This is a genomic window from Ruegeria sp. BHSC223 (genome assembly GCF_059613025.1).
Map to the genome: position 1 here is coordinate 80222 of NZ_JBXWRR010000010.1, position 12389 is coordinate 92610.

The 12389-nt window shown below is 62.5% G+C and carries 9 protein-coding genes and 2 tRNA genes; 8 read left to right on the top strand and 3 right to left on the bottom strand.

Features of this window, described 5'->3' with window-relative positions; all coding sequences use genetic code 11:
* Nucleotides 1-27 precede the first annotated feature (27 nt).
* Entirely contained in the window at nt 28-771 is a 744-nt protein-coding gene (locus AC2FNY_RS15215) for a rhomboid family intramembrane serine protease (protein ID WP_496802970.1), read from the bottom strand.
* 123 nt (nt 772-894) lie between these two features.
* Nucleotides 895-4299, bottom strand: a complete 3405-nt coding sequence (putA, locus tag AC2FNY_RS15220; protein ID WP_496802971.1) for a bifunctional proline dehydrogenase/L-glutamate gamma-semialdehyde dehydrogenase PutA — start codon at nt 4297-4299, stop codon at nt 895-897.
* A gap of 110 nt (nt 4300-4409) precedes the next feature.
* Here putA and AC2FNY_RS15225 point away from each other — a divergent pair, with 110 nt between their 5' ends.
* The 3 genes from AC2FNY_RS15225 (at nt 4410) to AC2FNY_RS15235 (ending at nt 5796) form a co-directional block, all read left to right on the top strand.
* Nucleotides 4410-4892: an Lrp/AsnC family transcriptional regulator gene (locus AC2FNY_RS15225; RefSeq protein WP_496802972.1), complete on the top strand. Its 483-nt coding sequence runs from the start codon at nt 4410-4412 to the stop codon at nt 4890-4892.
* A 30-nt stretch (nt 4893-4922) separates the two neighbouring features.
* Nucleotides 4923-5483 carry a tetratricopeptide repeat protein gene (locus AC2FNY_RS15230; RefSeq protein WP_234139675.1) on the top strand — a complete coding sequence of 187 codons (561 nt, stop codon included), beginning with the start codon at nt 4923-4925 and terminating at the stop codon, nt 5481-5483.
* A 226-nt stretch (nt 5484-5709) separates the two neighbouring features.
* Nucleotides 5710-5796 (top strand) — tRNA-Leu (locus tag AC2FNY_RS15235).
* A gap of 583 nt (nt 5797-6379) precedes the next feature.
* Here AC2FNY_RS15235 and AC2FNY_RS15240 read toward each other — a convergent pair.
* Complete coding sequence (locus tag AC2FNY_RS15240) at nt 6380-6829, bottom strand: MarR family winged helix-turn-helix transcriptional regulator (RefSeq protein ID WP_234139676.1); 450 nt, start codon at nt 6827-6829, stop codon at nt 6380-6382.
* Nucleotides 6830-6976: 147 nt separating this feature from the next.
* Between AC2FNY_RS15240 and AC2FNY_RS15245 the strand changes: the two genes are divergently transcribed.
* The 5 genes from AC2FNY_RS15245 to AC2FNY_RS15265 all read left to right on the top strand — a co-directional run bounded on the left by AC2FNY_RS15245 (nt 6977) and on the right by AC2FNY_RS15265 (nt 12362).
* Nucleotides 6977-8908 (top strand): FAD-binding monooxygenase, encoded by a 1932-nt coding sequence (locus AC2FNY_RS15245; RefSeq protein ID WP_238905103.1) that lies wholly within the window; start codon nt 6977-6979, stop codon nt 8906-8908.
* 18 nt (nt 8909-8926) lie between these two features.
* Nucleotides 8927-9295 (top strand): metallophosphoesterase, encoded by a 369-nt coding sequence (locus AC2FNY_RS15250; protein ID WP_496802973.1) that lies wholly within the window; start codon nt 8927-8929, stop codon nt 9293-9295.
* 56 nt (nt 9296-9351) lie between these two features.
* A complete protein-coding gene (locus tag AC2FNY_RS15255; protein WP_234139679.1) occupies nt 9352-9564 on the top strand; it encodes a metallophosphoesterase family protein in 213 nt (70 codons plus the stop codon).
* A 619-nt stretch (nt 9565-10183) separates the two neighbouring features.
* A tRNA-Gly gene (locus AC2FNY_RS15260) sits at nt 10184-10257 on the top strand.
* A gap of 305 nt (nt 10258-10562) precedes the next feature.
* Nucleotides 10563-12362: an ABC transporter transmembrane domain-containing protein gene (locus AC2FNY_RS15265; protein WP_496802974.1), complete on the top strand. Its 1800-nt coding sequence runs from the start codon at nt 10563-10565 to the stop codon at nt 12360-12362.
* The last annotated feature ends 27 nt before the right edge of the window (nt 12363-12389 follow it).

The window sequence follows — 12389 nt, forward strand, 5'->3', positions numbered from 1 at the left end:
ATGGCCGGGTTTTTGCGTTCGTGGCGCTCACCTGCGCGGTATCTTCGGGATTCGGCTGGGAGACAGGCGGTATTTTTGCTCGGGATGCGGCGGGTGGCCCTCGGTACGCTGCCAGAATCCGCGCCCGCCACGCTTCAGCCAAAGCGGTAGCGTCAGCACCAACCCCACTGCGAAACCGCCCGTATGCGCCCAATAGGCGACGCCACCGGTATCCGGGTTCGAACTGAACCCGCCCAGGAACTGGAACCCCAACCAGGCCCCCAGCATCACGAAGGCTGGGATCGTGAAAATGCGGAAATAGACGAACAGGATCAGCAGGATATCGACGCGCGCACGCGGAAACAGCAGCAGATAGCCCCCCATCACCCCGGCAATCGCGCCCGAGGCTCCGATGGTTGGAACCAGAGACTCAGGGCCGCTCAGAACATGGATCAGCCCGGCCCCAATCCCTGCGGCAAGGTAGAACAAGGCAAAGCCCAGATGCCCCATCTCGTCTTCGAGATTGTCGCCGAAGATCCACAGAAACAGCATGTTGCCGCCCAGATGCATCCAGCCGCCATGCAGAAAGACCGAAGTGACCAGAGTCAGCCACCCGTCCCCGTCCGAGATGCGGGCCGGGATGATCGCATAGTCATAGTAAAAGCGGCTGACCAGCCGGGGATCCTCCATGATGCCCAGAGTGGTCAGGAAAATCCCGATATTGGCCGCCAGCAGCAGGTAGACGACAAAGGGCGTTCGGCCCGAGGGGTTGTGATCGCGGATCGGGAACATCCCGCGACGCTGCGGGCAAACGCGGCAGAGGTCAAGAGGCGCCGGGCGCGCCCCGTCAGCGGCGCGCCCGGCCCAACTGCCGCGGATCGCAAGATCCGGCGGCAGGCGGGAGCGCTCCCTGCCTTAGCCCATGCCACCCAGCAGCGCGGCATTGCCGCCCGCGGCGGTGGTATCGACGCAGACATGGCGTTCGGCCAGCACCCGTGCCCGGTCGGGCAGGCCGGGGATCAGCGGCAGGATCGGACCGGACCGGCGCGACAAGGCCAGCTCATAGGAGCGTGCTGTCTCCTCATCGCCCCACCACATCACGCCTGAAATCCCCTCAACCGTTTCCAGAGCTTCCGCCGCCAGTGAACCGGTGGCGCGGATCGCGGTGCCGCCCAGCGCCTCGACCGCCTGCGCCTGCGCCGCGACCGCCTCGGGCGTGGGCCCGAGGCAGAGGTGCGGCGGGCGCGCCATCTCGCTCAGCCGGTTCGATTCGCCGGTCGGGCCGGGTAGGCTTTGCGTCCGCACCGGCGCGGGCGTGCCGGTCGCGCGGGGCAGGGTGGCCATCGGCGCGGCCCAGTCTGCCGCCGCCTGCTGCCGGTCCGGCGCACAGAACCGCGCCATGTAGTTCGGTCCGCCCGCCTTGGGTCCGGTGCCCGACAGTCCCTCGCCGCCAAAGGGCTGGCTGCCGACAATGGCGCCGATCTGGTTGCGGTTGACATAGATATTGCCCGCATGCACCGCCTCGGTCACATGCTGCACCCGGTCGTCGATCCGGGTCTGCAGGCCAAAGGTCAGACCATAGCCGGTGGCGTTGATCGCCCCGATCACCTGGTCCAGCTCGTCCGAGCGGAAGGTGGCGACATGCAGCACAGGGCCGAATATCTCGCGCTCCAGGGCCTCGATGCCGGAAACCTTGATCAGGGTGGGGGCCACGAACGTGCCCTCGGGTGGCAGGGCCAGTTCCTTCAATACCCGTCCCTCGGCCCGCGCACGCGCCACATGGTCGGCGATGGTCTGGCGTGCGGCCTCGTCGATCACCGGGCCGCTGTCGGTGGACAGCGCCCAGGGGTTGCCCAGGTTCAGCGCATCCATCGCGCCCTTGAGCATTGTCAGCACGTCCTCGGCGATATCCTCTTGCAGGTAGAGGCAGCGCAGCGCCGAACAGCGCTGGCCCGCCGACTGGAACGCGCTTTCGATCACCGCCTGCACCGCCTGTTCCGGCAGCGCGGTGGAATCGACGATCATTGCGTTCAGCCCTCCGGTCTCCGCGATCAGCGGCGTGCCTGGGCGCATATGTGAGGCCATGGCGGCGCGGATCTTCTGCGCCGTCGCGGTCGAGCCGGTAAAGGCCACGCCGGAAACCCGCGCATCCGAGGTCAGCGCCGCCCCCACCGCCGGGCCGCCCGGCAAGAGTTGCAGTGCGTCGCGCGGTACCCCGGCCTCGTGCAGCAACTCTACCGCGCGATGGGCGATCAGCGGGGTCTGTGGCGCGGGCTTCGCCAGCACCGCGTTGCCGGTGGCCAGCGCCGCCGCGATCTGGCCCGAGAAGATGGCCAGCGGAAAGTTCCACGGGCTGATGCAGGTGAAAATGCCCGCAGGTGCCGCATCGGGGATATTGGCGGCGTAATAGCGCAGGAAGTCCACCGCCTCGCGCAGCTCGGCCACCGCGTCCATCAGGGTCTTGCCCGCTTCGCGATGCAGCAGCGCAAACAGCTCGCCATAATGCGCCTCGTAAAGGTCGGCGGCGCGGTTCAGCGTGGCGGCGCGCTCGGCGGCAGGGGCCTGCCACGGCTGGGCGCTGGCCAGCGCCAGTTCGGCGTCCGCCGCACTGGCGGCGGCCACGCTGCCCGGAATGTCATGCGGATCGGCGGGGTTGACCACGGCCTCCTCGGCTTGCGGAGCGGCGTCCTCGGCCAACAGCGGCCCGGCCTGCCAGCGATGGGTGCGGAAGGGATCGCGCGCGGCGTCGATCGCATCCAGCGACGGCTGATGGCCCAGATCGAACCCTTTCGAGTTCGGGCGCTCGGGCGCGAACAACTCGGGCCCGCGCTTCAGCGGCTTGGCCGGTTTTTGCGCGGTCTCGAACGGGTCGGCTGCCACCACTTCGGGCGGGACGTTCTCGTCCACGATCTGGTTGACGAAAGAGCTGTTGGCGCCGTTCTCCAACAGGCGCCGCACCAGATAGGCCAAGAGATCGCGATGCGCCCCCACCGGTGCATAGATGCGGCAGCGGGTCTTGTTGGCGGTGAGCACAAGGTTATGCAGCGTCTCGCCCATGCCGTGCAGGCGCTGGAACTCAAAGGGTTGGCCCTCCCGCGCCATATGCAGGATCGCGGCGACGGTATGGGCGTTATGGGTGGCGAATTGCGGATAGATCCGATCGGTCATACCCAAGAGCTTGCGCGCATTGGCGATGTAAGAGACATCGGTCACCGCCTTTTGCGTGAAGACCGGGAAGCCATCGACGCCGGCCACCTGGGCGCGCTTCACCTCGGTATCCCAATATGCGCCCTTGACCAGCCGCACCATCAGGCGTCGGTCGTGGCGCTGCGCCATCTCGTAGAGCGTGTCGATCACCAGCCCGGCGCGCGGCCCATAGGCCTGTACCACGATGCCGAACCCGTCCCAGCCTTTCAGAGCCGGTTCCGCCATCACCGCCTCGATCACCTGCAAGGACAGCGCCAGCCGGTTGGCCTCTTCGGCGTCCACGTTCAGCCCCATGCCGGCAGCCTTGGCCAAAAGCGCCAGCGCGCGCAGGCGCGGCACCAGCTCGTCCATGACGCGGGCCTCCTGCGCCAGCTCATAGCGCGGATGCAGGGCCGACAGCTTGACCGATATGCCCGGATTGGCACGGATGTCACCATGGGTGCAGGCCTCGGCAATGGCGGCGATGGCGCGCGAATAGCTCAGGTGATAGCGGGCGGCGTCGGCTTCGGTGCGGGCGGCCTCGCCCAGCATGTCATAGGAATAGGTATAGCCCTTGGCCTCCATCCCCTGTGCCCGCTTCATCGCCGCCTGGATGTTCTCGCCCAGCACGAACTGACGGCCCATCTCTTTCATCGCGCGGGAAACGGCGGTGCGGATCACCGGTTCGCCCAGCCGCTTGATGGCGCCGCGCAGCGCGCCCACGGGGCTCGCCTTGCGCTCGTCCAGCACCTTGCCGGTCAGCATCAGCGCCCAGGTCGAGGCATTGACCAGCGAGGACGAGGAATGCCCCAGATGCTTGCCCCAGTCCGACGGCGCGATCTTGTCCTCGATCAGCGCGTCGATCGTGTCGGCATCGGGCACGCGCAAGAGCGCCTCGGCCAGGCACATCAGCGCGATACCCTCGTCGGTGGACAGGCCATATTCGGCCAGGAACACCTCCATCATGCCTGGCGCGGTGCTGGAGCGGATATCGCGCACCAGCCCGGCGGCGGCGGCGCTGATTGCGGCGCGGTCGGCGGTGGATAGGGCGGCCTGCGCGACAAGTTGATCGAGCAAGGCGGATTGATCGGCATAGGTCTGGCTGTCGATATGGGTGCGCAGGGCGTTGGTCATGGTGCCTCCGGTTCAGTTGGCGTATATTACTGGGAAACAACGGGTGCTTTCGCCTTATCATCGCCAAGCCGCAGGCGGATCGACCAAAAAAAGGGGATCGTATAGTGCAAATGAACCTTCCGGACCTGGATCGTTATGATCGGGCGATTCTGAACCATCTGGCGGCGGATGGGCGCATCTCGGTCGCCGATCTCGCGCGGCGAATCGGCTTGTCGAAGACGCCCACCCAGGCGCGGCTGAAACGGCTCGAGACGACAGGGATCATCACCGGTTACCGGGCGCTCGTCGATCCCATCCGGCTGGGACTTGATCACGTGGCCTTTGTCGAGGTGCGGCTCAGCGATACCCGCGAAAAGGCGCTGGCCGAGTTCAACGCCGCCGTGCGCCGCATCGGCGAGGTCGAGCAGGCTCATATGATCGCGTCGAATTTCGACTATCTGCTCAAGGTGCGGACACATTCGATGACCGAATACCGCGCTGTTCTGGCCGAGCGCATCTCGTCCTTGCCGCATGTCTCCAGCACCTCGACCTTTGTCGCGATGGAGGCGGTGAAGGAACCCGGAATGCTGGGCGCGCTCGAAAGCGTTACTTGACGCGAGGCCCGTTTGCGACAGCATTGGCATATGAGACATATCGCCCTTGCCTGTTTCCTGCTCGTCCCCGGAGCCGCACTGGCGTCGGAATGCCCCGCCGCGCCAGACAACTCCGAGCAAATCGCGCATCTGATCGAAGACATCCGCGTTGCGCCCAACGAAATGCATGCGCGCACCATATCGAACCGGATGTGGGAGCTATGGGCCGACGCGCCGGACGAGGCCGCCCAAGCGATCCTCGACAATGGTATGTCTCGGCGACGTGCATGGGATTTGTTGGGCGCTCTTAATGAATTCGATCGGCTGGTCGCTTACTGCCCCGACTATGCCGAGGGATATAACCAGCGCGCTTTTGTCCAGTATCTGCGCCAGAACTATGCCGCCGCACTGGTTGACCTCGACCGGGCACTTGCCCTGTCGCCAAACCATATCGCGGCGATGAGTGGGCGGGCCCTGTCGTTGATGGGGCTTGGACGTTTGGACGAGGCGCGGGTGGCGCTCAGCGATGCGCTCGAACTCAACCCCTGGCTGCCTGAGCGAGGTCTTGTCGCCCCTGGCGGGCCGCTTGAACCCAAGGGAAAAGACATCTGAACGCCAGAAATCCCCACTTTTTTCGCCTAGCGTGATCTGCGTCACATTGAGATTGTCCCGCTATATGCTTAGAGGGAGGAGGATCCGGTTGGGGCCGGTGGTTGGTTAAAGTTTCTTACGAGTTTCAGGGCCTTGGCCTTGCTGTTTTTCCAAAGTTTGTTATCGAGTTCCACCTGGACCTGACGGTCGGCAGCAATGCCGGCCTCCCCTTCCGGATTCACGAGATGCGGGCGTGGTGGAATGGTAGACACATGGCACTTAAAATGCCTGGGCCGTATAGGCCGTGCCGGTTCAAATCCGGCCGCCCGTACCATCAATTCATCTTCCTTTGCTGGAGGGTATTGGCGCAAAACACTTGCCTTGGTGCCACCGGATGAATTTCTTAGCGATCCTCTGCTGAGCGGGAGTGGTATACTGGCTATTTGCTCAAGCAGAGGAAGCGACTGCGATTTGCGTGTCTTCTCGCATGACCTCCCCCCGCGGTTAGGGGCGGTTTGATCTGGAATCTTCCGGTTGGTTTGCAGTGTTGAGCGACAGTGTGGAGACCGCAAGGCGCCAACCTCATCCGGGTGGAACTGGGGAGCGAGGCCTGTGCTCTTGCTTCCCAGCGGTGCCAACGCGTTCACAGCGGAGCATCGGGCCCACGGCCGTGGCGCTGAAGCAGCAGAATGGTCGGCTCTACGGCGCGCTGGCCAATCACATCTGGGGTCTGGATGCACCGCCAGCGCAAACAAGATCAACAGTACATTCCTGCAGCCGTTTCTCATATATGCGACCGCCGACTCCTGGACGTTTTCGCTGAACACGAAGTCATCTTATGACTGGAAATCCAAGCGATGGACGGTCCTGGTCAAAACCCGGCTTGGAAAGGAAATCACCAACTCGATTTGGCTGCATCACTCTGCGGTATCCGATATTGAGGTTGAAGCTGACCAGATGGCTTTTCTCGCCAGACAAAGAAACTGCTCTTGTTCTCCGACAGTAAGGTCACCCAGGATTTCAGTCTGCAACCGCTCCACGATCGGGAGTATGTCTTCGTAAATCCGTTGGCCTTTGTCTGTAATCCTCACAGAACGCGCCCGCCGGTCCCGTTCATTGATTGTCCGCGAGACAAGGCCCTTTTGCTCCAACCTGTCGATGACGCCGCCAATCGTCGCGCGGTCATAGGCGATTTGGGCCGCGATGCCCGCCTGATCCAGGCCTGGACTCGACCACACTGCGTCAAGCGCGGCGAACTGAACAGGGGTCAGATCGTATCCGGCCTCTTGCATCCGCTTCAAGAAAACCTTGGTGGACATCTGGTTGAGCCGACGGATCAGATGGCCCGCCATGTTGAAGAGGGTCAATTTTGGAATTTCCTTAGTGATCGTATGGGACCTGTGTTCGAATATCATAGTTTAACCCAAAAGGTATGTATGCATACCTTTTTTCCATCAGTATAGTGAGTATAGATACTAATAAAGGGGCCGAGTGCGCCAGTGCGGAGGAAAACCATGCAATATCATGTCGATGGGTTTAGGCCGGGGGATCCGGACATCAAGGCTCCTGCCCCGGGCCTCGATCAGCCGCAAGCCGATGCGATTCCAAAAGCAGTCGATGTTCTCATTGCCGGCTGTGGACCGGCCGGGCTCTGTCTTGCTGCGCAACTGGCCCGGTTTCCGGACGTCACGACGATGATCGTTGACCCAAAGCCCGGCCCGATGGAAAAGGGTCAGGCCGATGGCGTGAACGTGCGCTCGATGGAGATGTTTCAAGCATTCGGCTTTGCCGAGACGGTCAAGCGCGAAGCGTATTGGGTCAACCAGACCACCTTTTGGAAGCCGGATCCAACCAACACCGACCACATCACCCGCGTCGGGATTGCTCAGGACGTGGCCGACGATCAGTCCGAGATGCCACACACCATCGTCAATCAGGCGCGCGTCCACCAACTCTTTCTTGATGTGATGAAGAACTCTCCGACGCGGCTTGAGCCGTGTTACGGGCTTCGTGTTATCGACCTCCAGATCAATACCGGCAGCGACGACCATCCCGTGACCGCGACGCTGGAGCGCGTGACCGAAGTTGGCAGTGCGGGCGATACGCTCACGGTCCGTGCCAATTATGTGGTCGGATGCGACGGTGCGCGCAGCACTGTTCGCCGGGCGATAGGCGGCAAGCTGCATGGAGACGCGGCACATCAGGCATGGGGCGTGATGGATATCCTCGCCAATTCGGACTTTCCCGACCTGCGCCGGAAATGCCTGATCCAGTCCGCGCGCGAAGGCAACGTACTGATCATCCCGCGCGAAGGTGGCTATATGTTCCGGATGTACGTGGAGCTCGACAAGTTGAACCCGGATGAGCGGGTGTCGAACCGCAACCTGACCTCGGATCATATCATCGACGCCGCGAACCGGATCATGCGCCCCTACTCCATTGACGTGAAAGAAGTCGTCTGGTGGTCGATCTACGAGATCGGGCATCGCCTGACGGACAAGTTCGATGACGTCCCAGAGGATGAGACGGCAATCCGCAATCCTCGCGTCTTCACTGCCGGAGATGCCTGCCACACTCATAGCCCCAAGGCCGGCCAGGGCATGAACGTGTCCATGGGCGATACCTTCAATCTAGGTTGGAAGCTGGCACATGTACTGACGGGGCGATCGGACCCGAAGCTGCTACACAGCTACTCTGCCGAGCGACGCGAAGAAGCGAGGCGCCTGGTCGAGACCGATCACAAATGGGCGCGGATCATGAGTGCCCCTCCAGGACAGTCCGAGCTGGACGGCTCGGACATGCCGCGCTTTCAAAAGCAGTTCATCGAGAACCTGGAATTTACAGGGGGACTAGCCGTTCATTACGGTCCGTCGGATATCACCGCCGAACCAACGTATCAACATCTCGCCACCGGCCAGATCGTTGGCAAGCGTTTCCATTCGGCGCCGGTCCTTCGGCTGTCGGATGCCAAGCCGCTACAACTGGGTCACGTGGCTGAGGCGGACGGGCGGTGGCGCATCTACGCCTTTGCCGGACAAAACGACGTGGGAATCGAAGGCGGCGCGATCCACCAGCTCTGCGCCTGGCTGGAAAGCGATCTTGCTTCACCAATCCGGCGCTTCACGCGCCAGCATGAAGACATCGACGCGCTTATCGATCTTCGCGCTATATTCCAACAGGATTTCAAGACCTTGAGCTATGAAGAGATGCCCCTCTTTCTCAGGCCTGCAAAAGGGCGCTATGGGCTGCGCGACTTCGAGAAGGTCTTCTGCATCGATCACAAACTGGGCGCAGACATTTATAAGATGCGCGGGATCGACAGGGCAGACGGGTGCATGATCATCGTTCGGCCCGACCAATATGTCGCCCATGTTCTGCCCTTGAATGAATTTGATGCTCTCTCCAAGTTCTTCGACAGCATCTTCGTGCCAAGTATCGAAGAGTAGCGAAACCGGTAGATCGACTTGGAGCCGAACGGGAAATCTGAGGCGGCGCGGAACGTCATCTACCCAGTACTGTCCTGGTTCAAGCAAGGCTGTGAGCCGTTCAAGATCGCGGTGAATTCGGACCTGAACGGCTGCTACGGATCAACCAGTTATGGCAAGTCGGTCCACGACGGGATCGCCCTGATCGTGGCGCTTGATCCCGATCTGGTCATCAGCACCGGCGATATGGTCGCGGGTCAGCAGGTCAATCCGCATCTTTCGAGCGACCAGATTGCCGCCATGCGGTCGGCGTTCGATGACTCGGTCATGATCCCTTTGGCCAGGGCCGGCATTTCCTTCGTAGTGAGCCCCGGAAATCACGATGCTTCTGCCTATCCCGGGTTGTAGGTAGAGCGGGCGATTTTGCCAGGGTCTGGGGCGACAGGCAACCTGACGGGACATTTGTGGACAAGGCCGATTTTCCCTTTCGATACGCCCTGTCAGTGCAGGGCGTGCTGCTGGGTTCCTTGGACGTGACCACCACCGGAGCCCTGTCGGAAAACCAGTTCGACTGGCTCGACGATCTGCTGGAATGCCAGGCCAGCCGGCACAAGTCTGTTGTCCTGTTCAGCCACCTGCCGCTCTGGCTGTTGCCGAAAAGCGGTGTGATGACGTGATCGGGGATCCAAAGTTGCCCGACCTTCTGTGCGGCACGGTGTGGACCTCTATCTGAGCGGGCATCACCTTGCCTATTATCCTGGTGTCGCCGACGGCATCCTGATAGTCTCGCAATCCTGCCTTGGCTCTGGGCCGCGCGTTCTGATTGGCGCAAGCCGACCTTCGCCCAAAGCGTTGTCCTTGGTCGAGATCGCCGCGGATGGCACGAGCGAGGAAACCGCCTACCAGTTCCCCGGTTTTCTGAAGCCGGCAAGTCTCGACGATCTTCCTCGCTCGATCGGGCGACTTGTCCGTAGGGACCTAGTCGGCAAGTGCCCCGACATGGCGAAGCGCACATTTCGGAAGTGGCCGACCTACCATCCGGACGGTAGTCTCAAGACATTGGGTTTGAGTGAGGCAAGGCCGGCCCTTGGCCTCCGAGGCTGCGTCAGTAGGAACCCGGTTGAGGCGGGCAGGGGGGTGCCTTCGAATGGGGCTTGGGGCTTGAAGTCTCGTTGGCAGGCGCTCTTTTTTTGCGCTGTTCGGTCAAGACATGCAGGTATTTTCGAAGCCTATAGAGAGTTTGTCGTTCCCAACTTGACGCCCGAAAATCAATGGAATAGTACCGGTGAGCGCCGAGCGGGCGTTGTGTAATGGTAAGACCCTTGCCTTCCAAGCAAGAGATACGGGTTCGATTCCCGTCGCCCGCTCCAGAAATTCTTTTCCGACACATTACCCGCAAAGAATTTCAGAGGTGTCTTTTATCTCATTGATATTATGTTCTTTTGGGAGATTGGAGCGCTAGTCTTCTAAGCTGGTAAAGCGGGTTCGATACCCCGCCGCCCGCCACCCGCTCCAACGCATCAGACCCGACATGTCAGCTCGATTGCGTCATTTGGACCTTTTTACGGGGTCCGGGCGCGCTGATCGCTTGACCCTGATGGCTCTCGCCGCCATGAAGCTGGACCTAGCCTGGATTCCCGGGCGCATCCGGACCCAAGGCAGGAAACCGCAACGCATGGCCCGCAGAACCACCGCCCCCGTCGCCAGCGAAGAGCGCGCAGGCTCGAAGAAGGTTGGCGTGCTCTCCGCGCTCTGGCCCTTCATGAAGCCGTACAAGGCACTGATGGCGGGTGCGCTGATGGCGCTGGTACTGACGGCCAGCATGTCGCTGGCCCTGCCGCTGGCGGTGCGCCGGGTGGTCGATAATTTCCGCATCGAAAATGGTGACCTGCTGGATGTCTATTTCCTGGCCGCGCTGGGCATTGCAGCGGTGTTGGCGCTGGGCACCGGCATCCGTTACGCGCTGGTTACCCGGCTGGGCGAACGCGTGGTGGCCGATATCCGCAAGGCGGTGTTCGACCGGGTGATCGGCATGAGCCCGGAGTTCTTCGAACGCATCATGACCGGCGAGGTGTTGAGCCGGATCACCACCGACACCACGCTGATCCAGTCGGTGCTGGGTTCCTCGGCCTCGATCGCGCTGCGCAACTTGCTGCTGTTCGCGGGCGGTCTGGTGCTGATGCTGCTGACCTCGGCCAAGCTGACGGGGCTGGTGCTGCTTCTGGTGCCTGCGGTGCTGGTGCCGATCTTGGTGCTAGGCCGCCGCTTGCGCGCCATCAGTCGCGAGAACCAGGACTGGATCGCGGCCAGTTCCGGCAACGCGGGCGAGGCGCTGGGCGCGGTGCAGACCGTGCAATCCTATACCAACGAAACCGCCAGCCGGGCAGCATTTGCCGAGGTGACCGAGACCGCCTATGATGTCTCGCGCCGCCGGATCGCCACGCGCGCGGTGCTGACGGTGATCGTGATCTTCCTTGTCTTCTCGGGCATCGTCGGGGTGCTCTGGATGGGCGCCAACGACGTGCGCACCGGTGTGATGACCGAGGGCACGTTGATCCAGTTCGTGATCTATTCGGTGATCATGGCGGGCGCTGTGGCCGCGCTCTCCGAGATCTGGAGCGAACTGCAGCGCGCCGCCGGAGCCACCGAGCGTCTGGTCGAGCTGCTGAATGCCGACGATACCGTCAATGATCCCGCGCAGCCAGTGGCGATGGCGCTGCCGGTTCAGGGCGAGATCGCCTTTGACAACGTGACCTTCCGCTATCCGGCGCGGCCCGATCAGGTGGCGCTTGACGGAATGAGCCTGACCGTGCGGCCGGGCGAGACGGTGGCCTTTGTCGGGCCGTCGGGTGCGGGCAAGACCACGGTGATCCAGCTGATCCAGCGGTTCTATGATCCGCAATCGGGCCGGGTGTTGCTGGATGGGCAGGACCTGACCACGCTGGCGCGCGCCGAATTCCGTCGCCACATGGCGCTGGTGCCGCAGGACCCGGTGATCTTTGCCGCCTCCGCGCGCGAGAACATCCGCTTTGGCCGCCCATCGGCCTCTGACGCCGAAGTCGAGGAAGCCGCCAGCGCCGCCGCCGCGCATGAGTTCATCGCCGCACTGCCGGAGGGCTATGACAGTTTCGTCGGCGAACGAGGCATCATGCTGTCGGGCGGTCAGAAGCAGCGTATCGCCATCGCTCGTGCCATCCTGCGTGATGCGCCGGTCCTGCTGCTGGATGAAGCGACCTCGGCGCTTGATGCCGAAAGTGAACGCGCGGTGCAACAGGCTGTGGAACGGCTAAGCGCCGACCGCACCACGCTGATCGTGGCGCATCGGCTGGCTACGGTGAAAAAGGCCGACCGCATCGTGGTCCTGGAAGAGGGCCGAATCGTTGCCCAGGGCACCCATGACGAGCTGGTGGCGGGTGGTGGGCTCTATGCCCGGTTGGCACGGCTTCAGTTCACCGATGGTTTGGTGGCCGAATAATTCCCCTTACCTCTGATTGATCGTGTG

Bases quoted from the DNA above. Each gene is read 5' to 3' on its own strand.
- AC2FNY_RS15215 (WP_496802970.1), bottom strand. From the start codon at position 771: ATGTTCCCGATCCGCGATCACAACCCCTCGGGCCGAACGCCCTTTGTC.
- putA (WP_496802971.1), bottom strand. From the start codon at position 4,299: ATGACCAACGCCCTGCGCACCCATATCGACAGCCAGACCTATGCCGAT.
- AC2FNY_RS15225 (WP_496802972.1), top strand. From the start codon at position 4,410: ATGAACCTTCCGGACCTGGATCGTTATGATCGGGCGATTCTGAACCAT.
- AC2FNY_RS15230 (WP_234139675.1), top strand. From the start codon at position 4,923: ATGAGACATATCGCCCTTGCCTGTTTCCTGCTCGTCCCCGGAGCCGCA.
- AC2FNY_RS15245 (WP_238905103.1), top strand. From the start codon at position 6,977: ATGCAATATCATGTCGATGGGTTTAGGCCGGGGGATCCGGACATCAAG.
- AC2FNY_RS15265 (WP_496802974.1), top strand. From the start codon at position 10,563: ATGGCCCGCAGAACCACCGCCCCCGTCGCCAGCGAAGAGCGCGCAGGC.